Here is a 23,729-nt window from a genome sequence, read left to right as displayed (position 1 = left end):
TATGAATCGGGAAAACAAACATATTATTGACGATTTAAAGGTGCATTCGACTCCAATGCCTTCAGAAGCTTATTTTGAAGATTTGAAAAAGAACATCCTGAATCAAATCGGAAATGATATCCCGGTATCTGGCGGGATAAAACAGAATAGTCAGGCAAAAATAATCCCACTCTACAAGCGCTGGTACGTTTGGGGTTCCGCTGCAGCAATTCTTTTGTTTGCTATTCTTTTTTCCTGGAACACTCCCGGCTCCGCGGATGAATCTGCACCAATTAATCTGTCGTCCGTCAGCGATGAAGAAATCTACGAGTACTTGAATCAGCACATCGAAGACATTGATCCGGAAACGATTGCCGCGCACCTGAGCACTGAAAAACTAGCTCAAAACGACCGGCAGGCTACACCTGAAAAGGAAGATAAAGTCAACAAATCCTCCGTTTCAAATGCCACGATGTTTGATCACATCAATGACGAAGAAATCCTGGATTATCTGAAGGAAGAATCCGGTGAGCTGGACGAATATTTACTCATCGAAAGTTAAAAGAACGCATTATGAAAATAGTACAAAAACTGGTTTGGGCACTGATCCCGATCCTCATTGCAAGCACAGCCTTTGGTCAGGGGCCCGGAGACGACAAAGACCGGGATGACAAAATCGAAGCACTGAAGGTGGGCTTCATCACCAAAGAACTCAGCCTCACGGCAAGTGAAGCAGAAAAATTCTGGCCTGTTTACAACGAAATGGAGTCCAAAATGAAGGAAATCCGCCAAAGTTCCCGCAAGATCAACATGGAATTGAAAGATTCCGAAGATAAACTCTCAAACGACGATGCGAAGAAAAAACTCAATACTCTTTTTGAAAACGAGCAGAAAGAACTCGACATCAAAAAAGAATACAGCGAGAAATTTATTAAGATCATCGGTGAAAAAAGAACCTTAAAACTCTTAAGTTTGGAGCACGAATTCAGACGAGTTCTCCTCGAACGATTGAAAGACCGCAGAGAAGGAGAACCGCAAGATAAGAGACCTCCTCATGGAAGATAATAAAGAAGACTTTTTAAAACATTTAGGACAAACAAATCCCTTTCCCTATTTAATTGATGTTGAATCGGCGGAAGGGATTTTCATTTACGATAAATCCGGAAAACGCTACACGGATATGATTTCCGGTGTTTCTGTAACCAATATCGGGAACCGGCATCCTCAGGTCATCAAACGTATCCGGGAACAGCTCGACAAGTACCTCCACGTGATGGTTTACGGCGAATTTATACAGGATTCATCATTGGAAATGGCGCGGTTACTCCGGAAATTCCTCCCGGAATCATTGAATTGTGTGTACCCCGTCAATTCCGGAACAGAAGCCAACGAAGCGGCTTTGAAACTGGCTAAACGCGTCACGGGGCGTACACAGCTCATTTCATTCAAAGGTTCATATCACGGAAATACGCACGGATCGTTGAGCGTTTCAGCCAATGAGATCAAAAAAACGCCCTTTCGTCCGCTATTGCCGGATGTCGATTTTATCCGCTTAAATGAAACGGAAGATTTACAACGCATCACCACGCGAACTGCCGGCGTGATCCTGGAAACCGTACAGGGAGATGCCGGTGTGCGCAAAGCTTCCACCGAATTCCTGCAGGCATTGCGCAAACGCTGTGATGAGGTCGGAGCGTTATTGATTTTCGATGAAATTCAGTGTGGAATGGGACGCACCGGGAAAATGTTTGCCTTTGAACACAGCGGTGTGATTCCGGATATACTGACACTCGGAAAAGCACTCGGAGGCGGGCTTCCTATCGGAGCTTTCATTTCAAAATACGAATACATGAACGAGCTGAGTCATTCACCGATGCTCGGTCACATTACGACTTTCGGAGGAAATCCGGTAATCAATGCCGCTGCCTGGGGAACACTGGAAGTTTTCGACTCTGAAATAGACTTCACAGAAGTGGAACGACTCGGTGCTTTGCTGGAAAGTTACCTTGAAAAAATCGACGAAATTTTTGAAATCCGCCGGGAAGGAATGATGTTTGCCTGTGATATGGCAAGCGATGAACGCGTGGCAAAAGTCGTAGAACGCTTGCTTGGGTACGGAGTAATCAGTTTCTGGTTCCTCTCCCACCCATACAGTTTCAGATTATCTCCCCCGTTGAATATCACCGAAGACCAAATTCACGAAGTGGGGAAATTAATCCAGCAAGCCGTTGCGGAAACAAAGTAATTCCGAATCGAGAATGGACAATGGACAATTGATAATTGAAAAGAGTGTACGACATATTTGGTTATAACGTCTGCTCTTTTCAATTTTACCTTTTCAATTTTAAATTAAAATTATGGCAAACCGAAGCTACATCTACGCATTGAACGGAGACAAACACATCAGTCTCGGAGAGTTCAATTACTTCATCCCGTATGCTTACCGCATTTTGGCCGCATTCGACAACAAGATCGTGGATTCACACCTGTTCGATAAAGTGGTTGGAATCGAAGCGGATTTCAAGCAGGGGCGTGAAGCACTTTACCAATTCCTGGATCTACTGGCAGCTACCAATCAAATGAAAGATCACGAAGAATTTGTGGAAGCAGTAGCTAAAACCCGGGAATACCTCGATCCGATTGATGCTGATACTACGTTGCTTGAGAACGGAGAGATTTATGCTCTGTATACCAACAACGACGGAGAATACCTCGATGGGCCGGGCCTGGAACGGGCTAATGAGCATGCAGGGCAAGATTACCAATGGATCGGTGAAGATGTGCAAAACCTCATTAATATGAACCTGGATCCTGCAAAAATTTTCCACTACACGGATGAAAGCTACCTGGAATTGTTTCAATGGATGATTGACCTGAAAGACAACTGGAAGGAAAAACTCGGGATTGATTCCTGGCGTTCAGTGCTCTACTTCCAGTTCAATTCGAAAGAGAACTAGTTCACACATCCAAATTCGGAATTTGTCATTTCAAACAAACGATTTTCACCTTTCCTGCGTTAAACGCTATAAAGCATTCAAACATGAAAGGAATCCTGGTTGTATTTTTATTCGTCAGTATACTCGCGCAAAGTCAAAACTGGTCTTCGGTCACAGCTGTTCCAACTATCGGGAGAGATGATGCCGTTGCCTTTGCGATCAATGGTTCAGGCTACCTGGTTACCGGGAATCTGAATGGTTATGCTGAAAGCAATAAACTCTTCCAGTTCAATCCGCAAACCGGTTCCTGGAGTGAAAAAGCCGTTTTCCCCGGAACAGCACGGCAGTATTCCTGCGTTTTTACGTTGCAAAATAAAGCGTACCTGGTAGGCGGTTATTCTGAAGCAGGAGTTGCTCTGAAAGATGTTTGGGAATACGATGGTTTTACCGATTCATGGATTCAAAAAACCGATTTTCCCGGAGTTGCCCGCTGGCATGCAACCGCACTGGAAATCCGGAATACCGGTTACCTGGGTATGGGAACTACCGCAGACTCTACCCTTTCGGATTTTTGGAAATACAACGCCGCTTCAGACTCCTGGTCGCAGCTTTCACCCTATCCTGGCGGACCAAACCGGAGTGTATTGGGATTTTCAATCCTGAATGAAGGCATTTTCGGAGAAGGTTTCGATATCAATCCCATTTCCTATGCCGATTCCTGGTATTCGTTTGATGCCGTAACGGAAACATGGAGTTCCTTTCCTCCTCTTCCGGGAGGCAAACGCTCTTATGGAACTGCCGTCAGCAATGGGTTCAGTGCACTAGTATGTGCCGGAATGGATGAAAACAGTGTCTTCAAAAACGATTGCTACTATTTGAACTACACGAAAAAATGGCAGGCAATTCCGGCACTTCCGATAGACGGATTAAAAGGAGCAAAAGGATTTTCCATCAACGGGAAGTTTTATATCGGAACCGGATTGAATCACAATGCCGTGCGCATCTCCGATTTCTACCAATGGAATGCCTCGCCAAAAACACCGAAAGAAAGCATCTTGTTTCCCAATCCGAGCAAAGACGATTTCCAGCTGATCACCGAAGCGGCTGCTAAAATATCCGTATTCGGGGTTTCCGGTTACCTGGTCAAACAACTCGAAGCAAATGATGCCGGATTTGTGGAAATTTCCAATTTGCCGATGGGATTATTCCTCGTATTAATCGAAGGGAAAAGTGGAACGGAAATCCGGAAAATAGCAAGGGTATAAACCTGGACGTAATATTGCGGAATTACATCCGGCTTTAAATCCCATTTTAGAAAAAACGCTAAAATTGCGGTAACTTCTCCCTTTTGTACCAAACGCCCCCCCGAATATTCATTCGCAGTCCCTATATTTGTTAGGAAATTCACTTCTTATGCGGTTTCAACCGATCAAACAATTTAACACCATTCTGCAACAGGAATACCTGGAACCCACCATCAGTTGGTCTATCCGGGTAGTGTTGGCGTTAAATGTGCCTTTGATCGTGTTCCCGCTATTTCTTGGTTTTTCGTACCACATCATCTGGGCGGCCTTTGGAGCCTACATACTCACATTGATTGATTACCGCGGTTCGCATTACCGGAAAATGCTCATCCAGGGCGTTGAAGCCATCCTGATTCTCATTGCGGCCATTATTGGAATGAACATTGGAGGTTCCGTGACTCTTTCCGTCATCGGTATGTTTGTGATCGGGGTATTTGCTGCGCTCATCCGGAATTGGAGCGATTACGGCTCAACGATCGGCGTAGGAGTTGGATTTTTCTACCTGTTTGGTATTTCGAATCCCACTTCATTCGGTGAATCACTGGTCTACGGTAAGTATATCTTTTACGGGGCACTTTGGGCGATCACCATTATTTTCATCTCGTTTCCTTTCTCGGCTTCCAACCCTATGCGGCGTTCCATAGCCACCATCTGGAAAAAGAATACGGATTACCTGGATGCCGTTCTGGAAAACTACCTGGATACAGAAATCGACAACCAGGATTTGCGGAACATTACTTCCCGGGAAATTGAAATCCGGGCGGCGATCGATAAAAGCATCGAGCTATTTAACCGGCGGAAGGAAAATTCGCGCTTCAAAGCCGAACATTACGACCAGATGATCGAAGCACGCAAAGTAGCCGCTTACTTCGGAGCAAGTGCGCGGGTGGTTCACGAAGAATTATTTGCTTTGCGCGGGCATGCTTCCCTCCAGAACAGCCAGTCAATCATTTACAAAACCATTTCGGCACTTTCCCAGGCTTCAGCACGCTTGTCTATTGTTATTTTCACCTTCCGGGGAGAAGATCTCACGATGGCGAAAGTACGCATCAAACGCTTTGAAATTGCGGTACGGATTCTCAAAAAAACGCTGAAAGAACAAAACTGGAGCGAGGAAGAATTGTTTGCTCTCAAACAGCTCGTTTCCAGCCTGGAACAATGTTACGATTATTTGCAGAACAGCATCGACCTGATCCACGAAAAACTCAATTTCAAACGCAGTAATTACTTCGAGAATTACAAATTGTCTTTCAACCATTTCATTGCGGGATTACAGCCGCGAGTCATTCTCCAGATTGTCCGGGAAGTATTCAATATCGATTCGCAGCAATTCAAATACTCCTTGCGGGTAGGGCTCGGTCTGGCACTCTCGGTGTTTATTTTCAAATTCTTCCAAATTGATCACGGCCACTGGATTGCATTGACCCTTTTGATTGTTATTCAACCTTACTATGGTGCTACACGTAAAAAAGGATTTGAGCGAATCATCGGTACGGTTGCGGGAATCATCGTCGGAGGAGCAATTATGCTCTTGCCGATCAAGCACGAAACCTTTGTTGTGATCCTGATCTTCATTTCGTTCTTCGTAGCGTATTACCTGCGAAACAATTACAAAGTCGGGGTGTTTTTCGTGACGATTATGATGGTGGTCATGATGCAGCTTTCCAAACAAGGTTCCTGGGATTTGATCTGGTGGCGTGTACTTTCTACACTGATCGGATCGGCACTCGCAATTTTGATCAGTTTTGCTTTCTGGCCGATTTGGGAAAAACAGCGCTTTCCATCGCTGCTCAATCATTCATTCAACCAAAACCTGTTCTTCCTGAACCAGGTGGTTTTAAGTTATGAGAAAAAATTGCCGCCCGGGGTGACCTGGCATAAAAGCAGACGCCTGAGTGAAGCTGCCAATAACAACCTCTTTGCCTGTGTGCAACGCATGTATGAAGAACCACAGACACACCAGCGCGAAATTGACGTTCATTTTGCCAAAGTAGGTTCCAACGTCCGGATTTCGCGTGAGATTACCAGCCTGGCATTCGGATTGGAGAAAATCGCCTCGGACAAACTGGCTCCTGTTTTGGATGAATACATGGAAGAAATCCAGATTATTTTCTACAAGCACATGCAGCGCGACGGACAAATCGACTTCAAAAAAGCACGAACCATTCTCCAGAATCCCGTGTTTGCGGAAGATCCGCTATTCCAGGCAGTACAAGTCGATTTGGAAAAAATTGTTTTTGAGCTGGAGGCATTGCAAGCGTTTAGAGGGAAATAGAGCGCAATTAAACTGTCCTCCCCCTCGGTCTCCCTCCAAAAGTGGGAAGCCAAAGATTCCCTTTAAAACGAACATCTCGCTTCGATATTTTGGATGTATTAAGGAGAGGAAGAAGGAAAAATCATCCAACAGAATCAAAAAATCCGGATCATCTTTCTTTTCAATTCTCCCTTTTCAATTGTCAATTATCAGATCGTATCCAGGAAATCCAGCAATACCACGTGTAGTTTATCCAGTTCCTCTTCCGAAATACAATACGGCGGATTCAGATACAGCACATTTCCCAACGGGCGAATCAAGCATCCCTGATCCAGGAAGAAGTTGTATGCCCGATCACGAATCGAAGAAAAATAATTGTTTCCTTCCCCGGTTTCCACTTCAAAACGCAGAATCGTTCCACAAAGACCGATTTCTTTTGCTTTCGGATGTGCTTTCAACGCATCAATAAAAAACCGGTGGCGCTCTTCAATCCACTCAATCGAATCCCAGGTTTCGGGCTGCTCAAATAAATCCAGGCTTGCATTGGCAACTGCACACGCCAGTGCACTTCCTGTAAACGAATGCCCGTGAAGCAAAGCTTTTGCCGTTTCCGGGTGCAAAAAGGCATCGTAAATGTCATTCGTAGCAACGGTTAATCCCAATGGGAGCACTCCGCCCGTCAATCCTTTGGACAAACAAACAATATCCGGTTCCTGCTCACAGAAATTGTGTGCAAACAGCTTTCCGGTTCTTCCCCAACCCGTCATTACTTCATCGAAAATGACCAAAGCGTGGTATTTTTTCGCCAGCGAAACAAAGGCATCCAGCCACACTGCATCATACATGCGCATACCTGCCGATCCCTGAACCAATGGTTCCACGATGATCGCAGCCACTTCTCCTGTTTGCAGAATTTGTTCTGCCTGGATCAACGCAGTGCTTCTCGCCTCTCCGACCGGAAAATCGATGAAGTCTACATCAAAAAACAAATGCTCAAAAGGCTGGTTGAACGCCCCCCGCTGACCAATTGACATCGCTCCGAAGGTATCTCCGTGATACGCACCATCCAATGCGATGACACGCTTTTTCGGTTCGTTTTTATTGTACCAATACTGGAAAGCCATTTTCAACGCTACTTCAATGGAAGTAGATCCGTCATCGGAAAAGAATACCTTCTCCAGTTTTTCCGGCAAAAGTGACGTAATCCGGTCTGCAAGCCTGATAGCCTGCGGATGTGTTGCCCCGGCAAAAATCACATGATCCAATTGCGCAAACTGTTCCTGTAAAGCCTGAGCTAAATACGGATGACCGTGTCCGTGTACATTGACCCACCAGGATGAATTGGCATCGATGTATCTTTTTCCGTTTGCGTCAATGAGAGTCGTTGCTTCTGCCTGTACGATACACAAAGGTTCTCCGGCAGTCTGCATTTGAGTGAAAGGATGCCAAACGTGAAGGCGATCCTTTTCTAAGCTTGTTGTTCTATCCATAATTGGGCTGCTTCCCGGATACTTTCAGCTGAAAACTCAGTCAGTTCGGGAATGTATGTAATCGTTAAATCGGAGAAATGTGAGCGGTAAATCCGTTCTGAGGCTTCATTCCGCGCGCCGTTCACAATCAGTCCGGCAATCGGGATTTCACGCATCAGAAGCGCATTCAGCGTCAGTAAAGTGTGGTTGATGCTACCCAGGTAATGTTTCGTTACGACATAAACCGGCATATCCCACAATTGAAACAGGTCGATGTAGCAAAGTCCCACATCATTGAGCGGAACCATCAATCCGCCCGCTCCTTCAATGATGGTTGTTTTGGTGAATTCCGGCAGGTCAAAATATTCTTCCGTGAGTTCAATTCCGTCCAAACGTGCGGCCTCATGCGGCGACATTGGTTCGTTCAATAAGACGTTTGCGGGGAAAATGGTCGTTTCAGAAGTATGATTCCGGACAAAATCGCTGTCCAACGCGTGTAAATCTCCAGCCTGGACAGGTTTCCAGTAATCTGCTTTCAAAGCTTCACAAAGTACAGCACTCACCACTGTCTTTCCAACTTCGGTTCCAATTCCGGTAACAACGAATGATTTCATGTCTACTTTCAGCAAAGTACAAAGGTAGAATTCCAGCGGGTTTTGACCATTTTTTAAAGAAAATTAACGACTGGAACCAAGTGAGAAGTTAAAAGGGAAAACAAGTACAATGCAAAATTCAAAATTCAAAATGCAAAATTCAAAATGTGAAAGTTTTTTTTGCATTTTGAATTTTGAATTATCTCAACTCCGCTCCCAATTGTTTTTCCAATTCAGCACGAATCGTATTCATAATTCTGTCTACCTGCGCATCTTTTAATGTCAGCTCCGGATCCTGGAATGTGAATGAAACGGCATATGATTTCTTACCTTCCTGCAGGTTCTTTCCTTCGTAAACGTCGAACAAACCTACTTTCTGGAGAATTTTCTTGTCTGCTTTGCGCGCAATCTGCTCAATTTCGGAGAAACGTACTTTTGAATCCAGCAACAGGGAGAAGTCACGTCTCACCTCAAATGTTTTCGGCAATTCCTTGTATTGTGTCTTCGCCAGCTTCAGGGAAGCAAGAATCGCATCCCAATCCAGGTCAGCAACAAACACATCTTGTTTGACACCGAAATGCTTTTTCACTTTCGGGTTTACCCAGCCGATTGTTCCGACTACGTTTTTCAAAATGCGTACCTGGTAACCGTCGGCCAATACTTCCTGCTCCGACATCGCTTCTTCCTGGAGCAAACCGATTAGTCCCAAACGCTCAAACAGGTTATTCACCACTCCTTTCAGCGTGAACAAAGTCGATTTCTCGGATTTTTGCGCCCAGGATTCCTCCAGTTTGTTTCCGGTCATCAACAACAATAAACGTTTGTTCTCTGCGTAATTTCCGTTGTCAACCGAATATGTTTTACCAAATTCAAACAAACGCAAATCCGGATTCTGACGGTTTTGGTTATGTGCTGCGGTTTCCATTGCCTGGAACAACAAACTCTGGCGCATCACGGCTAAATCCTGGCTCAGCGGGTTCAACATCGAAACGGCATTCGAAACCTGGAACTGATTTCCGCCCAGTTTTTCAGCGTATTGCGGACTGGTCAATGAGTTATTCATCATTTCGTGGAAACCTGTTCCCGCCAATACTTCTGCGAGGTTCACTCCCAAACGCTCCAAATCCGGTTTTTCGCTCAATACCAGTGACGTATTCAGTTTCTCCGGAAGCGGAATCTGGTTGAATCCGTAAATGCGCAGGATTTCCTCAATCACATCAATTTCGCGGTCTACATCTACGCGGTAATTCGGAACGGAAAGTTCCAACGAATCGTTGTTTTCCGACAATATTTCGAAATCCAAAGAAGTCAGAATTCCCCGGATCGTTGTTTTTTCAATCTCGTGTCCCAAAACCTGGTTCACGCGTGCATATCTCAAAGTTACGTTTCTTCGCGCGATTGGATTCGGGTAAAGATCCACGACTTCCATTCCGATCTGTCCTCCGGCAACTTCCTGAATCAACTGAGCAGCGCGCTCCAGTGCATATGGAACTAAATCCACATCCACACCACGCTCAAAACGGAAACTTGCATCGGTAGACAAACCGTGTCTTTTCGCTGTTTTACGAACAGAAACCGGCTGGAAATAGGCCGCTTCCAGGAACACATTTTTCGACGTATCTGAAATACCGGATTGATTTCCTCCGAATACTCCGGCAATACACATCGCTTCGGAAGCGTTGGCAATGACTAAATCTTCTTCGTTCAATTCACGCTCAACACCGTCCAATGTAGTGATCTTTTCACCTGTTTTTGCAGTACGCACAATCACCTGTCCGTTCACCACATCCGCATCGAATGCATGCAGCGGAGTTCCCAGTTCACGCATCACGTAATTGGTTACGTCCACCACATTGTTAATGGGCGAAAGTCCTACAGCGCGCAAACGGTTTTGCAGCCATGCCGGGGAAGGTTTCACTTCTACTCCTGAAATGCTTACCCCCATGTAGCGCGGACAACGCTCCGTATTTTCAACAGAGACCGCAACCGGAAGGTCACTTTCTTTCTGCAATTTTTTCGTCTCTTTCAGTTGCAGTTTCGCCGTGCTTCCTTCGTGGCAAGCCAGGTAAGCCAGTACATCACGTGCCACACCAATGTGTCCCATGGCATCTGCACGGTTCGGTGTCAAACCGATTTCAATCTGCACATCGCTTTCCAATTCCAGGTATTCCGCTGCAGGTGTTCCCGGTTTGGCATCCGGTGAAAGCACCAGGATTCCGTCGTGACTTGTTCCAAGACCCAATTCGTCTTCGGCACACAACATTCCGTAGGATTCCACGTCGCGGATTTTGGAAACTTTCATTTTCAGCGGTTCATCCGGTTTCGGGTACAAAACAGCCCCAACCTGTGCCAGGATGACCTTTTGCCCGACCGCCACATTGGGCGCACCGCACACTACCTGAAGGATTTCAGTTCCGTTGTTTACTTTCGTCACCTTCAGGCGATCAGCGTTCGGATGCTGCTCACATTCAACCACTTCCGCCACGACAACACCCTGCAAACCACCCTTTACACTTTCAATGGTCTCAAAACCTTCCACTTCCAAACCGGTATCGGTCAAAAGCTGATCTAATTCTTCGGGAGATTTTTGAATGGGCAGGTACTCATGTAACCAGGCAGATGAAATTTTCATTGTCGTTCTAATTTTGGAAGCCAAATTTAAGAAAAAGCTCAGAAAGCGCCGTTTAATTTGACATAAAAGCTTAAATTCGTTGACACGAAAATCCGGATGAAATTCCTTGCGCTACAAATCACATGCATCTTCGCTTTTTTCCTTTCCTGGGGACAGGAAAACGCAACGATCAGCGGATACATTTCGGAGAAAAGTTCGGGTGAACCCATTATCGGTGGACAAATTTATGTTCCCAGCCTGCAGCAGGGCGCTGTTACCAACGAATTCGGCTTTTATTCCTTAACGCTTCCAACAGGTTCCTACCAGGTGATTTTCAGGGGTGGTGGGCTTCCCAATGACACAATCAGCATTCAATTGAGCCGCGATACGACGATCCGTGCTGAATTGGGAGCAACTATCGACATTGAAGAAGTGGAAATCAACGCAAAAAAAGGTGACAACGTAAACTCCACGAAGATCGGGCAGATTGAGTTGGATGTGAAACTGATCAAAAAACTCCCTGCGTTCCTGGGGGAAGTAGACGTATTGAAAACCATCCAGCTGTTACCGGGAGTTTCTTCTGTGAGTGAAGGGGGACAAGGATTTTACGTTCGGGGTGGCGGACCGGATCAAAACCTGGTGTTGCTGGATAATGCACAGGTATACAATGCTTCTCACCTGTTCGGGTTCTTCTCTGTTTTCAACGCCGACGCGATTAAAAGTGTGAATCTCATAAAAGGGAGCATGCCTGCGAGTTACGGCGGACGACTTTCGTCGGTGCTGGAAGTGAACATGAATGAAGGAAACAACAAGAAATTCAAAGTGACCGGAGGTTTGGGACTGATTTCTTCCCGTCTCACACTGGAAGGCCCGATCGTCAAAGACAAGGGTTCGTTCATTGTTTCAGCCAGAAGAACATATATCGATCTGTTCATGAAAGCATTCATCAAAAAGTCGAGTTCATTCTATGGTTCGAGTTACTTCTTCTACGATTTGAATGCCAAACTAAATTACCGTCTCGGCCCGAAAGACAAGATTTACCTGAGCGGTTATTACGGAAAAGACCTCTTTAATTTCGGGAACAAGGAACAGGATTTCAATGTACGGATGCCCTGGGGAAATGGGATTGCCGCCCTGCGCTGGAATCACCAGTTTAACAGCAAGTTATTCATGAATACGACCGCTACCTTAACGGATTATTTATTCAGTTTCGGTTCGGCGCAAGACCAGTTCCAGTTTGAATTGAAATCCGGAATTCGCGATTATGGCGGAAAAGTGGAACTCTCCTACTTCCCGAATTCCCGGAACTCCATTAAAATGGGCGCGGATTATTTGTATCATACCTTTACTCCTACCAGTGTATCTGCTTCGCAGGAAGACGTGGTTTTTGACACCGGACTGGCACAGAAATTATACAGCCACGAATCGGGAGTGTATTTCCAGGACGAGGTGGATTTCACTTCCTGGCTACGAGTCAATGCAGGAGTACGCGTGAGTATGTACCAATTCACTGGCCCGTTTACACGTTATTACAAAGGTCCGACCGGGCACACTGACTCTACGAAAACATACGGAAAAGGAGACCTTATCAGTTCGTATTTCGGGTTGGAACCACGTATTGCTGCCCGTTTTCTGCTCAAGGATAAAAGTTCGATCAAAGGCGGATTTACCTACAACAACCAATACATTCACCTGGCGAGTTTGAGCGCCGTATCGCTTCCTACGGATATTTGGTATCCGAGTACCGATAAAGCAAAACCTCAAAGAGGATGGCAGGCCAGCCTGGGGTATTTCCGCAATTTCAATAACAACAAGTGGGAAACCTCCGTGGAAGTCTACTACAAGAAGATGTATAACATGATCGAATTCAAGCAGGGAGTGCTGCCATCAGACAATGTGAATGACAACACTGATAATTTACTGGTTTACGGAACCGGCTGGAGTTATGGTGCGGAGTTCTTTATCAAGCGGACTTTTGGAAAACTCACCGGCTGGATCGGTTATACCCTGGCAAAATCGGATCGTTATTTCCCGGATATCCAGAGCACCAAATACCCGGCTAAATACGACCGCAGACACGACCTGACATTGGTTGGAACCTACGAACTGAATAAACGCTGGACGTTTGGATTCTCGTTCATTTACGCATCCGGAAATACCCTGACACTTCCAAACAGCTGGTATTTCAACAACCAGGATTTGCTGTTCAATTACGGCCCGAGAAATTCCACGCGAATGGCTCCATACCATCGTTTAGACATTTCCGCAACCTGGTATGACAAGCCTACGAAAACGAAAATCGACAAAAAGACGGGAGAAAAAACCGAAGTGCAGAAGAAATTCAGACAAAATGTCGCTTTCTCCGTGTACAACGTGTATAACCGTGCCAATCCTTATTTTTTGTATATTGACAACGATGGAAATATCACTTCGAACGATTTCAAAATTTCCGTGAAACAAGTGTCTTTATTTCCAATTTTACCAAGTGTCACATGGAATTTCGAGTTTTAATCCTTTTCGTCCCTGTGTTTCTGCTTCTTTCGGGTTGTACCAAAGAGGTGAAAATTGATATTCCCGGGTACAAGGAACAAATTGTGATCGACGGCCGGATTGAAACCGGTATGCCCCCGATCGTACTAATCTCCAAAACACAGGATATTTATTCTCCGACTACACTCGATGCTTTTCTGAACAGTTTTCAATCGGGAGCAACGGTAACCGTTTCGGATGGTACCAATACCGTAGTGCTGGATGAGATTTGTTCGGACAACCTTCCTCCGGGAACGGAAGCTATGGCAGCTACTCTGTTTGGGATTCCGGAGCAGGAACTGGCCAATTACCATTTGTGTGCTTACTCTAGTTTCAACACAGCTATTTGGGGGCAAGTCGGGAAAACCTATTCCCTGAAGGTCGAACTCAACGGTGAAACCTACACGTCCAGTACTCAGATTGTGCAGCCAACACCGTTGGATTCCGTTTACTGGGTGCAGGACCCGGGAGCCAATCCGGGTTACGGTTTTTCCTGGGCTACATTATCCGATCCCCCATACCAATACGATGCCTATATGTGGGAAGTGAAGCGCATCAATATGGTTAACGGAACAACCAAAGACCCGAATTTCAAAGCCACTTTCAGCCCGGTGATTGACGATGAATTCTTCAATGGACAAACATTCAATTTCTATTACGAAAATCCCTTCACATGGGACGACAACACGGTTGCAGACAAAAACAAGGGATATTACAAAATCGGTGATTCGGTAGCAATCCGCTTCTCCAAACTGGATGCAACGGTGTATAATTTCCTGGAAAAAAAATACATGCAGCTTCAAACCACCGGAAATCCATTTGCCGCACCAACCGTCATTCCCACCAATATCCAGGGAGGCGCCATTGGGCTTTGGGCCGGCTATTCTCCGTCGTATGACACCTTGTATTGCACACCTTAATTTTCACTGAAATGGGCCTTCGACTCCGCTCAGTCTCCATTATCAGTGAAGTTATTCACGAAATTTTGTTACTTTCATTTTAAATTCTGTATCCCGGCTAGCCCCGCAGGTATTACTTTTGCCCCATGAAACAACAAGAAGATTTCATAAATGTCCGCAGACTGATTCAAAGTAAAAACCCGCGTCTTGTGAAGTGGATTCCGGGCTTTATTATTCGTTACCTGGAGCGGATTCTTCACCAGAAGGAGATCAATGATTTCCTGAACACGCATGATTCTAAAAACCAGGATTTTTGTAAGGAAGTATTGGAAGAAATCGGGGTTACCTACTCCATTTCGGGCGTTGAAAATATCCCGACATCCGGTAAATGCATTGTAGTGATGAACCACCCGCTGGGAGGAATGGACGCCATGGCACTCGTGGATGGTCTGCGCGATCACCGTACAGATATCAAATTCATCGTCAACGACTTGTTATTAAATCTTGATCCGCTCAAAGAAATCTTTGTGGGGGTCAACAAACATGGAAAAACCAAAAACAGCTCCCTGATTCAGGTGAACAATTTGTTTGCTTCCGACCAGCTGGTGTGTATTTTCCCGGCCGGACTTGTTAGCCGCAAAACAAAAGGTGTCGTAAAAGACCTGGACTGGAAAAAAACTTTTGTGAAGCAAGCACGGCAGAATGACCAGCTGATTGTTCCGGTTCATATTGACGGAGAATTATCCAACTTCTTTTACAGACTGGCTAATTTTCGTAAATTTCTGGGAATAAAAGCAAACATTGAAATGCTTTACCTGGCAGATGAGATGTTCCGCCAAAAAGGAAAACACATCCAATTTACCGTCGGGAAACCGATCGAAGCAAAAACATTAGATACTAAAACATCTGACGCGAAATGGGCCGAATGGTTCCGGAATCACGTCTATACATTGAAGAAATAAACCGTATGAAACCAATTATACCTGCTGTAGACAAAGAACTGATTAAAAAAGAACTCGCCGAAGCCGGAATGATCCGTACAACACGCAAAGGCGATAACGAAATCTACTTTGTCAATATTCACACTGCTCCGAACGTGGTACGTGAAGTCGGTCGCCTCCGTGAAGTTACTTTCCGTTTTGCCGGCGGTGGAACCGGGGAAGAACTGGATTTGGATGAATACGATACCCAGGAAATCTGCTACAATCAATTGATTGTCTGGTCGCCGGAAGACGAAGTCATCATCGGTGGTTATCGCTTTATCATTTGTGCCGATGCTACAGACAGCAACGGTGTCATTCATCTTTCCACCACGCATTATTTTGATTTTACGGAGCGTTTCATCAACGATTACCTGCCCACAACCTGTGAACTGGGAAGAAGCTGGGTTCATCCGGATTATCAGCCGGCACAAAACCCGCGTAAAGGATTATTCGCGCTGGATAACATCTGGGACGGACTGGGAGCGCTTGTGCGCCACTACCCGGACATTCGCTATTTCTTCGGAAAAGTGACGATGTATCCGTATTACAACCGCGAAGCACGCGATTTCCTGCTGCACTTCATGCATCATTATTTTCCGGATACGGAAAACCTGATGAAGCCTTACCATCCGTTGAAAACTGATTACGACACTACGTTTGTAGAAGAACAATTGAAAGGATTAGATTTTAAGGATGGCTTCAAGGTTCTGAATAGTTTTGTGCGTCAGCATGGTGAAATCGTTCCTCCGCTGGTCAACATTTACATGGCCCTTTCACCAACAATGAAAACCTTCGGAACTGCGGTGAATGCGGAATTCGGAAATGTGGAAGAAACGGGAATTTTGGTGACCATTGCAGATGTTTACCCGGATAAAAAAGAACGTCACCTCAATTATTAATTGGTAGCTATGAAAGAGGTTAAAGGGTTCAAAAAGTATAAAAGTTTGAACCATTTAAACCCGTAAACTTTTGTATCCACAACATTAAATTATACCATTATGAACCCGGAATTTGAGCGTGCTTTTGAAAAAGATCTGAATACCCTGGCACAGGAAATTACCCTGTGCGATGAAACTCAATTGTGGGAAGTGCTTCCCGGAATTACCAATTCAATCGGGAATCTGGCTCAGCACCTGGTTGGAAATCTCAATCACTTCATCGGGGCAACACTTGGAGACACCGGGTATGTCCGGAACCGGAGTGCAGAATTTGAGGAACGTTCTTTCAATAAAGAAGAGCTGATTCACCAGATTCAGACGACTGCAGCAATGGTTGTCAAGGTCATTGCTTCCCTTTCACCCGAACAGTTGAAGGCAGTTTATCCGTATGAAACGTTCGGCTATCCGATGAGCTGTGAACACAAGATCCTGAAATTATCCAATCATTTGGGATATCACCTGGGACAAATTAATTATTTAAGGAGGATTACTTCTTCTCAGAAGTAAGTGCATGTCTGTCTCGATACGATTGTCTCCATTTCATTTCAAAAATCACTCGACACGACATGAAGAGATCTCAACTGTCATGGTAGTGTATCAGTGCTATCTTTTATTCTTTGCTATTAATAATACGGAAGGGAACCGAAATATCTATTGTCAATTTTACACGTTATAAACGTCTCCGTCTTCTACCACCACGACGTTTTCGAATACTCCGGAAGCTTCTTCGAGGTGTTTCTCACCGGTTTCATAACGGGCACTCAAATGACCAAGCAGTAGTTTTCCCACCCGGGCTTCTTTCGCAATTGTTGCAGCTTGTTCTGCCGTACTGTGAAAGGTTTGTTTTGCGCGATCAAGCTTATCATTTAAGAACGTGGCTTCGTGGTAGAGCAGATCGACTTCCCGGATGTACTCAACGATACGTTCGTCAAAAATCGTGTCGGAGCAATAAGCGTATGATTTACTCGGCTTTTGAGGATAAGTGTACTCTTCGTAACAGATCGTTTCTCCGGAATCGAGTACCACATCCAATCCCTGTTTCAGTTTGGGAATTAGTGTGAGTGAAAGCCCGGCTTCCTGGAAACGCTCGGCATTCAGTTTCCGTTCCTTGATCTTTTCGCGGATTACAAACCCGTTTGTAGGAACGCGGTGACGGAGCGGAAATGTCCAGATTTCGATCAGTTTATCTTCAAAAATCAGTTTGTGTTCATTTCCGTTCAAAGGCACAAAATTCAGTTCAAAACCGAGCTTTGCTCCTCCTACTTCCAACTGCAGACGGATAATTTGTTCCAGTTCCTGCGGGCCGTAGATCGTCAGTCCTTTATCGCGTCCGAGCAAATGCAACGAACTCAATAATCCAACCAGTCCGAAGAAGTGATCTCCGTGTAAATGTGAAATTAAAATGTGATTGATCTTCTGAATATGTGCGTGGTATTTCCGCAGTTGAACCTGCGTTCCTTCACCGCAGTCAATCAGGATATGGCGGTCATTGCATTGTACATATTGCGAGGTCGGATTTCTCAGAGAAGTAGGCAATGCCGCTCCCGATCCCAATATGCGGATTTCAAAACTCATGGATTAATTCAGGACTGCCTTTGCTTCGTCCAGTGTTTCTGAGATATTCAATACTTTATCCAGTTGAGCAATACGGATCATTTTAGCTACATTTTCCTGCAGACCGCACAAAACAAACTGACCATTTGTGTCTTTACACAAACGATTTGCAGTCAGTATTGCTGAAAGCCCGGAAGAGTCGCAATATCTGGATTTGGAAAGGTCTAAAATCAGGGAATTGACTCCTTTTTTACTTAAAGTGAGTAATTCATCTTTCAATTCAGAAGCATTAGAAGCATCCAATTTCTCTACAGATGATTGAATGACAGCAAAGTTGGTATCTTGTGCAATAATAAAATTCATTTTGCCACAGTGTTTATCAAATGTAACAAATAATTCTTTCTTACACCTGAATGTTCGAAGAGTTTTATCGACCGATCTTGGCTGCAAGCAGGTAAATTGCCGCCATTCGGACAGCTACACCGTTTTCAACCTGCTGAAGGATAATTGATTGCTTAGAATCAGCTACATCAGAGGTAATTTCCACACCGCGATTGATTGGCCCGGGGTGCATCACCACGATCTCCTTATCCAGGCTGTCGAGGATTTCCTTATTCAAACCATATTGCATGGAGTACTCGCGCAAACTCGGGAAGTATTGAATATCCTGGCGCTCCAATTGAATGCGGAGCATATTCGCAACATCACACCATTCCAGCGCTCTGCGGAGGTTGTGTTCCACTTTAATTCCTAAGGTATCAATGTATTTCGGGATGAGTGTAGTTGGTCCGCAAACCATTACTTCTGCTCCGAGTTTCTGCAAGGTGTAGATATTGGAAAGTGCCACACGGGAATGGAGGATATCTCCTACGATCACCACTTTCTTTCCTTCAACGGAGCCGAGTTTTTCACGGATTGAAAAAGCATCGAGTAATCCTTGTGTCGGGTGTTCATGCGTTCCATCACCGGCGTTGATCACACAGGTTTTGGTGCGCTCGGAAAGGAACTTCGCTGCTCCCGGATTCGGGTGGCGCATCACTACCATATCCACTTTCATAGACAGGATGTTGTTTACCGTGTCGATCAGTGTTTCTCCTTTTTTCACCGAACTCGAACTTGCAGAGAAGTTCACCACATCCGCAGAAAGGCGTTTTTCAGCCAGCTCAAAAGAAAGGCGTGTGCGGGTTGAGTTTTCAAAAAAGAGGTTGGCAATCGTCATATCGCGAAGAGATGGAACTTTTTTGATCGGTCGATTAATAACTTCTTTAAAACTATCGGCAGTTTTAAATATCAATTCAATGTCCTGACGGGTCAGGTCTCGAATTCCAACTAAATGATCAACACTTAAATGCTCCATTATTCGGGTGTATACAATACAATTTTATCCATTCCTTCACTGTTCTTCCATTCCACGGTTACGCGTTCGGAATCCAGTGTATCTACTGCTTTTCCAACATAATCAGCCTGAATCGGCAAATCACGCTGAAACCTTCTGTCAATCAGCACCATGAGTTCTACCCGCAACGGGCGACCGAATGCCATCAAAGCATCCAATCCCGAACGGATGGTTCTTCCGGTATACAGGACGTCATCTATCAGGACAACGTTCTTTCCTTCGATCGTAAAATCAATGTTGGTAACATTCGGAATCAGCGGTTTCTCTCTTCTTCTGAAATCATCGCGGTAGAACGTGATATCGAGTTGTCCGCAGACAATCTGTTCTTTTCGAACCGATTCCAGAATCTCTTTCAATCGTTCGAGCACAAAAATTCCTCTCGGTTGCAGCCCGATCAATACGGTGTTGGAGAAATCGTCGTGATTTTCGATTAATTGATAAGCAAGACGGTTCATGGTTAACTGAACCTGCTGTTCATCTAAAATGACTTGCTTTTCCATTAAGGCAAATTTAATAAAAGGTTTCAATTCATCAACCATTTTCGGGATTTTATACGCGAAAACTAAACCGTTTTTCAACTTTATTAAATTCCATGAAAAGATTAAAAATCAATTTTTTACCGTTCAATCAATAAAGTAAATATTTTACTCATTTTTTATTGATTTAAGAAAAAGTTAACGTACATTTGAACAAGCATCGAAAGAATTTTCACATTTTTCTACTTTATATTATAATTTGGAATTTTAGATGTCGGAAGATATTTACTTTTTCATAGGGTTGGTTATTGGTTATAAATTTTGAAACGTAAATCCGGCATCTAGATTCCATTTTATGCTTATCCTCCTTTCCGCTTCGTTTTATACCCTTCTTTTTCAAGCAATTCAATTACTTTATCACGGAAAGATCCCTGTACGATAATTTCTCCGTCTTTTGCCGTTCCGCCTACTCCACACTTGGATTTCAGCATTTTTCCCAGCTCTTTCAGATCATCATCCGTCCCCACAAACCCTTCAACAAGGGTCACTTCTTTTCCTCCGCGCTGTTTGCGATCCAATGACACATACAACAATTGTTTGGATGGTTCCAGCGTTTCCTGCTCTTCCTGGTTATCGTAATCGTATGAAAAATCCGGGTTGGTGGAATACACGATATTGACCCGGTCTTTATTTTTTTTACTCATTTGTACTTTTCAATTAATGTTGCTTTTATGTCATCCGTTAATAGATAATCCGGATTTTTTTCCAGGGCAGAACGAATGCCTTTCGGCGACCGTACATCGTAGAGAACGACCTGTTTTCCGGTGGATTTGACCGCAGCTACATCTGCCTCTTCCATATCTGTATTGCGGAATGTAGCTCCATCCATCAACGCTGCCTGCTGGTCATTCAAAAAATGATTCGCGTTGTAAGCATTGAAGAAAACACCGTATCCCGTTTGTTTGATCGAAGATACAAATCTTCCCGTATTGGTGATCAATCGCAGCGTTCCATTCGTGAAATAATTTTTCGCGCTCACCAATGCCTGCAACATCCGGGTAGAGTCGATCAGTCCGTTTGTGGTTCCATCCGACTCTTTCAAATCCAGTAATAAAATAACTCCTTTCAGATCGGCCGGAAGGTCTTGCAAACGGATCAGTTTTTCCTTTTCCAGCGAACGGTAGTTCAACCCCGACAGGTAGGCATCGGAAGACTGCGGAATAGTGCCGCTTCCGGTAGATTCTTTATCCAGATCAGGATCATGAAACAGCCAGAAGGTACCATCCAGGGAAAGCTGGACATCTACTTCGACGATTTTAATGGCATCAAAACTGCGGGCATAGCGGTATGCTTCCAGGCTGTTATCGTGGTAATTACTGCTTGAAACATTCAGCCCCGCACAAGCATGGCCACCGATCTGAGTTCCGGGAAAGCGGTCTTTCTCTTTCTTACAGGAAAAAGCCAGCACCAGTAAAAACACAAACAGGAATTTAGAACGCATGGTAATAAGTTAAGCCGAAAAAATAATTCCACATAAAAAAATGTGTATTCCGTTCGAGGTATGCATCGTATTTCCATTCCCAGGCAGGGCCAATTCCAGCATTCAGTGCCAGTTTGTTTCGCGTTCCGACAGCCAGCCGGCAAGCCAGGAAACTTTCCGTTGTATGAATAAACGGATGACCGGATGGGTCTTTGGTATTCAGAAAGGAATAAGACACTCTCAGGTAAGGTGTCAGCGAAAGCCAGTTGGTAAATCCGAAGCGATACCCCACATCATAGCCGGTTACCGGACTGAGTCGCCCCTGGAAAATGGTTTTATTGATTCCAAAACCCAGAAAGGCATCCTGTACGAGGTGTTTCTTACTAAATTGGCCACGAACATGAAAAAAGAAATCTTGCGGATGGTAATTGAGATCTATTCCGAGTGAGTAGGTTGCGGAATCCTGACTTGTTCCCCAAAAGGCAATGAAGAACATCAAAGGAAAAGCAAGTTTTCGAAACATGCTTCAAAAATACGGAATGCAATAGTAATACTAAAGCTTCGGGCACTTTTTACAGTGATACCCCTTTCTTTTGTATTTCTTGCAACAATCTTTCTTTTTATCGCAAGAGCAATCAGAACATGTGAATAGAGGTAAAATCGGTTGCTGAGTTGAAACTTCTTTTTTAACCATCTTTATTTAGACTAATTCTACACAAAGGTAATCGTAGAAAAGAAATTATCAAGGATTGTTCATAATTATTTTGTTAATTGATGCTTACAACAATGAAGCATTCAAAATGGAAAGGCTTCTGAATTCCTTTATCTTGAGAATAACTGGTGTCCCAGGCGAAAAACGTGCATGTGCGCATTCACAATATCCCGGACTTCTTTACTGTACCCCCCACCCATGCTGCACACAATCGGGATATTCCGCTCTTTGGCACTGTTTAATACAAATGCATCCCGCTGGCGGATTCCGTTCTGGGTTACTTTCAGTTTTCCCAATTTGTCGGACTCCAGGATGTCTACTCCGCACTGATAAAACAGGAAATCCGGCTGGAAACCCTCCAGGACTTGATTCAATTCGGTTTTGAGTGTTTCGAGGTAGGTTTTATCTGTCGTGTATGTTTCTAGGTCGATGTCTCTATCCGATTGTTCTTTGTGGATCGGATAGTTGGCTCCGCCGTGCATACTGAACGTAAACACTTCCGGGGTTTGCGTGAAAATTTCAGCCGTACCGTTTCCCTGATGCACATCGAGGTCTACAATGAGAATCCGCCGGAATAATCCTTCACTCAAAAGCCATTTGGCCGCAATTGCCTGGTCGTTGAGCAAACAGAAACCTTCTCCCCGATCTGTAAATGCATGATGCGTTCCTCCGGCGATGTTCAAAGCCATTCCGCCGTTAATAACTGCTTCTGCACACATCCGGGTTCCTTCCATAATTCGCAATTCCCGGTTAATCAGATCCGGATTGTGTACAAACCCGCTTACCCGTTGTTCACGAGGCGAACAGTTCAGATTGAGTAATTTATCGAGGTAATTTTCCGCATGAACCTGCTTCACATGTTTCAGGTCAATGGAGTCAGGAACTAAAAATTCATCCGGTTCCATCAAACCTTCGTATTGCAATTGCTGGTAGATCAGTCCGTATTTTTCCATCGGGAAACGATGATTTTCCGGAACTGCATGTATATAAGAAGGATGATACGCTACAAAAAAAGACATTTTACTGTGCTCTGTCTACATCTGTTGAAATGGTGAATAACATCAAATCATCGCCTACCGGAATAAACTGGTAGTTCAGCTTTGATTTGGACTTCATACGCATAGTGATGAAGCCGAGTCCTGCTCCGCCTTTGTCAGAAATCAATCCGTTGTTGAGGGTTTCCATGTAAAATGCTTTCACTTCTTCTTCTCCCATCGCATTTAACCTGTCCAGGTAAGAAGTCAGTTTTTCTTTTTCGGAGAGCTCTGTCAGGTTTCCCAATGCAATGCGGTAAGCATTTTCGTTGTACGCCAAAATGATCAATGCCTGCAATTCATTTCCGCGGCTTTTCCCGTGGATCAGAATATTCTGAAGTCCTTCGATTAAAATGGAGAAAACGCGTTTAACCAATGTTTTCTTGTCTCCTGCAGAGATCATAAAGTCCTCCACGCTCAATGTCAAACTATTGACCAAATCCTGGTTCAAAGGACCGAAGTGCGCAACCTGAACCGAATTAAATCGGTTATCTTTTACATCTTGAATCCAAGAAGCTAAGATTGTTTTTGGTTCTATGTGGAGCGTGCCGGGATGCATTTACTAGTTAACAGTCGATAAAT

Annotated in this window: 23 protein-coding genes; 11 read left to right on the top strand and 12 right to left on the bottom strand. The window is 44.5% G+C overall.

Features of this window, described 5'->3' with window-relative positions:
• Position 1 precedes the first annotated feature (1 nt).
• The 6 genes from ABDV94_RS02540 to ABDV94_RS02515 all read left to right on the top strand — a co-directional run bounded on the left by ABDV94_RS02540 (position 2) and on the right by ABDV94_RS02515 (position 6,494).
• Positions 2–541, top strand: a complete 540-nt coding sequence (locus ABDV94_RS02540) for a hypothetical protein (protein WP_343604499.1) — start codon at positions 2–4, stop codon at positions 539–541.
• An 11-nt stretch (positions 542–552) separates the two neighbouring features.
• Positions 553–1,044, top strand: coding sequence for a hypothetical protein (locus tag ABDV94_RS02535; protein ID WP_343604497.1), 492 nt, complete (start codon positions 553–555; stop codon positions 1,042–1,044).
• The gene (locus ABDV94_RS02530) at positions 1,034–2,224 is read left to right on the top strand and encodes an aminotransferase class III-fold pyridoxal phosphate-dependent enzyme (RefSeq protein ID WP_343604495.1); all 1,191 of its coding nucleotides are present in this window, start codon (positions 1,034–1,036) and stop codon (positions 2,222–2,224) included. Before ABDV94_RS02535 ends, ABDV94_RS02530 begins: the two co-directional genes overlap by 11 nt.
• 112 nt (positions 2,225–2,336) lie before the next feature.
• Complete coding sequence (locus ABDV94_RS02525) at positions 2,337–2,936, top strand: hypothetical protein (protein ID WP_343604493.1); 600 nt, start codon at positions 2,337–2,339, stop codon at positions 2,934–2,936.
• Positions 2,937–3,019: 83 nt separating this feature from the next.
• Entirely contained in the window at positions 3,020–4,180 is a 1,161-nt protein-coding gene (locus ABDV94_RS02520; protein ID WP_343604491.1) for a kelch repeat-containing protein, read from the top strand.
• Between the two features lie 148 nt (positions 4,181–4,328).
• Positions 4,329–6,494, top strand: a complete 2,166-nt coding sequence (locus tag ABDV94_RS02515; protein ID WP_343604489.1) for an FUSC family protein — start codon at positions 4,329–4,331, stop codon at positions 6,492–6,494.
• Positions 6,495–6,682: 188 nt separating this feature from the next.
• Here the strand turns inward: ABDV94_RS02515 and bioA are convergent, their stop codons facing one another.
• The 3 genes from bioA to pheT all read right to left on the bottom strand — a co-directional run bounded on the left by bioA (position 6,683) and on the right by pheT (position 11,167).
• On the bottom strand, positions 6,683–7,963 hold the full coding sequence (gene bioA, locus ABDV94_RS02510) for an adenosylmethionine--8-amino-7-oxononanoate transaminase (RefSeq protein WP_343604487.1): 1,281 nt from the start codon (positions 7,961–7,963) through the stop codon (positions 6,683–6,685).
• Positions 7,942–8,556: a dethiobiotin synthase gene (gene bioD / locus ABDV94_RS02505; protein ID WP_343604486.1), complete on the bottom strand. Its 615-nt coding sequence runs from the start codon at positions 8,554–8,556 to the stop codon at positions 7,942–7,944. Before bioD ends, bioA begins: the two co-directional genes overlap by 22 nt.
• A gap of 178 nt (positions 8,557–8,734) precedes the next feature.
• Positions 8,735–11,167 carry a phenylalanine--tRNA ligase subunit beta gene (pheT, locus tag ABDV94_RS02500; RefSeq protein WP_343604485.1) on the bottom strand — a complete coding sequence of 811 codons (2,433 nt, stop codon included), beginning with the start codon at positions 11,165–11,167 and terminating at the stop codon, positions 8,735–8,737.
• 96 nt (positions 11,168–11,263) lie between these two features.
• Between pheT and ABDV94_RS02495 the strand changes: the two genes are divergently transcribed.
• The 5 genes from ABDV94_RS02495 to ABDV94_RS02475 all read left to right on the top strand — a co-directional run bounded on the left by ABDV94_RS02495 (position 11,264) and on the right by ABDV94_RS02475 (position 17,002).
• Positions 11,264–13,657 (top strand): TonB-dependent receptor, encoded by a 2,394-nt coding sequence (locus ABDV94_RS02495; RefSeq protein ID WP_343604484.1) that lies wholly within the window; start codon positions 11,264–11,266, stop codon positions 13,655–13,657.
• Positions 13,639–14,595 carry a DUF4249 domain-containing protein gene (locus ABDV94_RS02490; RefSeq protein ID WP_343604483.1) on the top strand — a complete coding sequence of 319 codons (957 nt, stop codon included), beginning with the start codon at positions 13,639–13,641 and terminating at the stop codon, positions 14,593–14,595. The genes ABDV94_RS02495 and ABDV94_RS02490 overlap by 19 nt, the downstream gene beginning before the upstream one ends.
• Positions 14,596–14,720: 125 nt before the next feature.
• Positions 14,721–15,536, top strand: a complete 816-nt coding sequence (locus ABDV94_RS02485) for a 1-acyl-sn-glycerol-3-phosphate acyltransferase (RefSeq protein WP_343604482.1) — start codon at positions 14,721–14,723, stop codon at positions 15,534–15,536.
• Positions 15,537–15,541: 5 nt separating this feature from the next.
• Positions 15,542–16,456 (top strand): GNAT family N-acyltransferase, encoded by a 915-nt coding sequence (locus ABDV94_RS02480; protein WP_343604481.1) that lies wholly within the window; start codon positions 15,542–15,544, stop codon positions 16,454–16,456.
• A gap of 99 nt (positions 16,457–16,555) precedes the next feature.
• The gene (locus tag ABDV94_RS02475) at positions 16,556–17,002 is read left to right on the top strand and encodes a DinB family protein (protein ID WP_343604479.1); all 447 of its coding nucleotides are present in this window, start codon (positions 16,556–16,558) and stop codon (positions 17,000–17,002) included.
• A gap of 156 nt (positions 17,003–17,158) precedes the next feature.
• Here ABDV94_RS02475 and ABDV94_RS02470 read toward each other — a convergent pair whose 3' ends face one another.
• The 9 genes from ABDV94_RS02470 to ABDV94_RS02430 all read right to left on the bottom strand — a co-directional run bounded on the left by ABDV94_RS02470 (position 17,159) and on the right by ABDV94_RS02430 (position 23,706).
• Positions 17,159–18,070 carry a ribonuclease Z gene (locus ABDV94_RS02470; protein ID WP_343604478.1) on the bottom strand — a complete coding sequence of 304 codons (912 nt, stop codon included), beginning with the start codon at positions 18,068–18,070 and terminating at the stop codon, positions 17,159–17,161.
• Between the two features lie 3 nt (positions 18,071–18,073).
• Entirely contained in the window at positions 18,074–18,412 is a 339-nt protein-coding gene (locus ABDV94_RS02465) for an STAS domain-containing protein (protein WP_343604476.1), read from the bottom strand.
• A 64-nt stretch (positions 18,413–18,476) separates the two neighbouring features.
• On the bottom strand, positions 18,477–19,406 hold the full coding sequence (locus tag ABDV94_RS02460; protein WP_343604474.1) for an aspartate carbamoyltransferase catalytic subunit: 930 nt from the start codon (positions 19,404–19,406) through the stop codon (positions 18,477–18,479).
• A complete protein-coding gene (gene pyrR, locus ABDV94_RS02455; RefSeq protein ID WP_343604473.1) occupies positions 19,406–19,945 on the bottom strand; it encodes a bifunctional pyr operon transcriptional regulator/uracil phosphoribosyltransferase PyrR in 540 nt (179 codons plus the stop codon). Before pyrR ends, ABDV94_RS02460 begins: the two co-directional genes overlap by 1 nt.
• A gap of 335 nt (positions 19,946–20,280) precedes the next feature.
• Positions 20,281–20,625, bottom strand: a complete 345-nt coding sequence (locus ABDV94_RS02450; protein ID WP_343604472.1) for a translation initiation factor — start codon at positions 20,623–20,625, stop codon at positions 20,281–20,283.
• Positions 20,622–21,422 (bottom strand): glycerophosphodiester phosphodiesterase family protein, encoded by an 801-nt coding sequence (locus ABDV94_RS02445; protein WP_343604471.1) that lies wholly within the window; start codon positions 21,420–21,422, stop codon positions 20,622–20,624. The genes ABDV94_RS02450 and ABDV94_RS02445 overlap by 4 nt, the downstream gene beginning before the upstream one ends.
• A complete protein-coding gene (locus tag ABDV94_RS02440; RefSeq protein ID WP_343604470.1) occupies positions 21,412–21,924 on the bottom strand; it encodes a hypothetical protein in 513 nt (170 codons plus the stop codon). The genes ABDV94_RS02445 and ABDV94_RS02440 overlap by 11 nt, the downstream gene beginning before the upstream one ends.
• A 299-nt stretch (positions 21,925–22,223) precedes the next feature.
• Positions 22,224–23,132: a histone deacetylase gene (locus ABDV94_RS02435; protein ID WP_343604469.1), complete on the bottom strand. Its 909-nt coding sequence runs from the start codon at positions 23,130–23,132 to the stop codon at positions 22,224–22,226.
• Position 23,133: 1 nt separating this feature from the next.
• Complete coding sequence (locus ABDV94_RS02430) at positions 23,134–23,706, bottom strand: DUF6272 family protein (RefSeq protein WP_343604468.1); 573 nt, start codon at positions 23,704–23,706, stop codon at positions 23,134–23,136.
• Positions 23,707–23,729 lie beyond the last annotated feature (23 nt).

It is taken from the genome of Fluviicola sp. (assembly GCF_039596355.1).
GTDB lineage: Bacteria > Bacteroidota > Bacteroidia > Flavobacteriales_D > Crocinitomicaceae > Fluviicola.
Note: the sequence above shows the minus strand (reverse complement) of the source record. Positions and strands in the feature narration are given on the sequence as shown.

Coding starts and splice junctions, on each gene's coding strand:
- ABDV94_RS02450 (WP_343604472.1), bottom strand. CDS start 20,625: ATGAGTAAAAAAAATAAAGACCGGGTCAATATCGTGTATTCCACCAAC.
- ABDV94_RS02460 (WP_343604474.1), bottom strand. CDS start 19,406: ATGGAGCATTTAAGTGTTGATCATTTAGTTGGAATTCGAGACCTGACC.
- ABDV94_RS02465 (WP_343604476.1), bottom strand. CDS start 18,412: ATGAATTTTATTATTGCACAAGATACCAACTTTGCTGTCATTCAATCA.
- ABDV94_RS02495 (WP_343604484.1), top strand. CDS start 11,264: ATGAAATTCCTTGCGCTACAAATCACATGCATCTTCGCTTTTTTCCTT.
- pyrR (WP_343604473.1), bottom strand. CDS start 19,945: ATGGAAAAGCAAGTCATTTTAGATGAACAGCAGGTTCAGTTAACCATG.
- ABDV94_RS02480 (WP_343604481.1), top strand. CDS start 15,542: ATGAAACCAATTATACCTGCTGTAGACAAAGAACTGATTAAAAAAGAA.
- pheT (WP_343604485.1), bottom strand. CDS start 11,167: ATGAAAATTTCATCTGCCTGGTTACATGAGTACCTGCCCATTCAAAAA.
- ABDV94_RS02440 (WP_343604470.1), bottom strand. CDS start 21,924: ATGTTTCGAAAACTTGCTTTTCCTTTGATGTTCTTCATTGCCTTTTGG.
- ABDV94_RS02470 (WP_343604478.1), bottom strand. CDS start 18,070: ATGAGTTTTGAAATCCGCATATTGGGATCGGGAGCGGCATTGCCTACT.
- ABDV94_RS02515 (WP_343604489.1), top strand. CDS start 4,329: ATGCGGTTTCAACCGATCAAACAATTTAACACCATTCTGCAACAGGAA.
- ABDV94_RS02485 (WP_343604482.1), top strand. CDS start 14,721: ATGAAACAACAAGAAGATTTCATAAATGTCCGCAGACTGATTCAAAGT.
- bioA (WP_343604487.1), bottom strand. CDS start 7,963: ATGGATAGAACAACAAGCTTAGAAAAGGATCGCCTTCACGTTTGGCAT.
- bioD (WP_343604486.1), bottom strand. CDS start 8,556: ATGAAATCATTCGTTGTTACCGGAATTGGAACCGAAGTTGGAAAGACA.
- ABDV94_RS02445 (WP_343604471.1), bottom strand. CDS start 21,422: ATGCGTTCTAAATTCCTGTTTGTGTTTTTACTGGTGCTGGCTTTTTCC.
- ABDV94_RS02435 (WP_343604469.1), bottom strand. CDS start 23,132: ATGTCTTTTTTTGTAGCGTATCATCCTTCTTATATACATGCAGTTCCG.
- ABDV94_RS02520 (WP_343604491.1), top strand. CDS start 3,020: ATGAAAGGAATCCTGGTTGTATTTTTATTCGTCAGTATACTCGCGCAA.
- ABDV94_RS02430 (WP_343604468.1), bottom strand. CDS start 23,706: ATGCATCCCGGCACGCTCCACATAGAACCAAAAACAATCTTAGCTTCT.
- ABDV94_RS02525 (WP_343604493.1), top strand. CDS start 2,337: ATGGCAAACCGAAGCTACATCTACGCATTGAACGGAGACAAACACATC.
- ABDV94_RS02535 (WP_343604497.1), top strand. CDS start 553: ATGAAAATAGTACAAAAACTGGTTTGGGCACTGATCCCGATCCTCATT.
- ABDV94_RS02490 (WP_343604483.1), top strand. CDS start 13,639: ATGGAATTTCGAGTTTTAATCCTTTTCGTCCCTGTGTTTCTGCTTCTT.
- ABDV94_RS02540 (WP_343604499.1), top strand. CDS start 2: ATGAATCGGGAAAACAAACATATTATTGACGATTTAAAGGTGCATTCG.
- ABDV94_RS02530 (WP_343604495.1), top strand. CDS start 1,034: ATGGAAGATAATAAAGAAGACTTTTTAAAACATTTAGGACAAACAAAT.
- ABDV94_RS02475 (WP_343604479.1), top strand. CDS start 16,556: ATGAACCCGGAATTTGAGCGTGCTTTTGAAAAAGATCTGAATACCCTG.